Source organism: Thauera sp. AutoDN2 (assembly GCF_051280715.1).
GTDB lineage: Bacteria > Pseudomonadota > Gammaproteobacteria > Burkholderiales > Rhodocyclaceae > Thauera.
In genome coordinates, this window is record NZ_JBNCAR010000093.1 from 1 (window position 1) to 1,714 (window position 1,714).

The 1,714-nt window shown below is 65.7% G+C and carries 1 protein-coding gene; it reads right to left on the reverse strand.

What is annotated here, in order from left to right:
- Window positions 1-235: 235 nt before the first annotated feature.
- Window positions 236-1,615, reverse strand: a complete 1,380-nt coding sequence (locus ACPT9U_RS17615; protein ID WP_435751909.1) for an IS1380 family transposase — start codon at window positions 1,613-1,615, stop codon at window positions 236-238.
- Window positions 1,616-1,714 lie beyond the last annotated feature (99 nt).

A 1,714-nucleotide genomic window follows, 5' to 3' on the forward strand; every position in this document is an offset into this window, starting at 1 on the left:
CTAGCCCGCATTTCTCACACCCTCACGGTTCGGCCCCCGGTGGCGCGGCTTTTTGCTTCACGCGTCGCCGTGACCGCGAGGGTTCAGGCTCGCGAGCGGCCAATCGAGGGCAGGCGGGTGAGGTTCTGCGAGCGGTCAGGTGCGCTGAGGGGGCAAGCGGCGCTGTTCGGGCATGAGACCGCCTCGCGCGAACGGGAGCGCGATCGGATCAGCAGGGCCACGGTGGCGTGGCGGATCAGCCGGGGGCGAGTCTGGCCTGAGCCAGGCGCCATGCGGTCTGGAACGGATGACTGCTGGCCATGCTGACGTGGATGCGGCGCACGCTGATCTTGACCCGTGCGCCGATCTTGAGCAGTTTCAGGCGCAGGCTCTCGCAGGTGGCGTCGGCCAGTTCGGTGCCAGCCAGCCCGATGCGGCGCAGCGCTTCGAGCATCACGTAGGCAAAGGATGCGAACCACAGCCGCAGCTGATTGGCCCGCATCGTCGCCGTCGAGGTGCGATCGGCGAACAGGTGCAGCTGGCACTCCTTGATGCGGTTCTCCATCTCGCCACGGGCGCAGTACAGCGCCTCATACAGTTCGCGCGCTGGCCAGCGCTGGGCGTCCAGGGTGGTGACGATGAAGCGCGGATTGGCCTTGCCCGGCAGTTGCTCGGCCTTGCCGACGACTCGTCGGCTGCACGACCAACTGTCCAGCGTGCGGTAGGTGAAGTCACGAAACCGCCGCGCGGGCTTGCCGGTTTGGGTGCATTCGGCCTGCGCCTCGCTCATCTCGGTCTCGATCTGCGCCTTGAGCCGGTCGTTCTTGGCCAGCCCGAACACGAAGTCGATGTGCTCTGCTTCGCACCAGCTCATCAAGGCATCGCGCGCAAAGCCCGAGTCGGCACGCAGCACGATGCGCACCTTCGGCCAGTGGCGGCGGATCTGGGTGACGATGCGCTCGAGTTCATCGATGCTGCCCGCCGAGGCATCCGTGTTGGCCCGGCGCAGCTTGGCGGCGAGCAGATGTCGGCCGCAGAAGATGTACAGCGGCAAGTAGCAGTAACCGCCGTAGTAGCCATGGAAGAAGCGCCCTTCCTGCTGGCCGTGCAGCGGGTCGTCGGTAGCGTCCAGATCGAGGATGATCTCGTCAGGTGCCTGCTCGTGCGCCTCGATGAAGCACGCGACGAACAGCGACTCGAAGGCCGCCGGATCGTGAGCGATCTTGTGATAGCGCGAACCGTCCTTGGTGTCGGGGGCGTGTTCGAGCCGGTTCAAGGTCGACTTGCCCGCCAGCGGCTCGCAGCCCTTGCGCCGGGCGCTGAGCTTGCCCGCCAACGTGGCCAGCACCGGGTCACGGCGCAACTGGTCGTGGTCGTTCAGGTCCTCGTAGCCGAGCGCGATCCCCACGATCCGTTGCATCACCAGCGTGTGCAAGGTGTGCTCGATCAGCTCCGGATCACGCCCATCCTCGAAGCAGGCCGCCACCCGCTCGGTCAGCCGCAACGTGCGATCGACCTCGCGTAGCAACAGCGCCCCCGCATCCGAGCTGATCTGCCCACCGTCGAAATCCACCGCCACCTGGCGGCCCTCAATACGCTCCGCACCTTGGCTTCGTCCGGTACACTGTGTCGGCATCGCGGATTCCTCCGGAGTATGGTTAAGTCGTTCTCGCAAAACAACTTTCTCATATTTCCGGCCGCGATGCGCCTCCTATCTGTGAGAAATGCGGGCTAG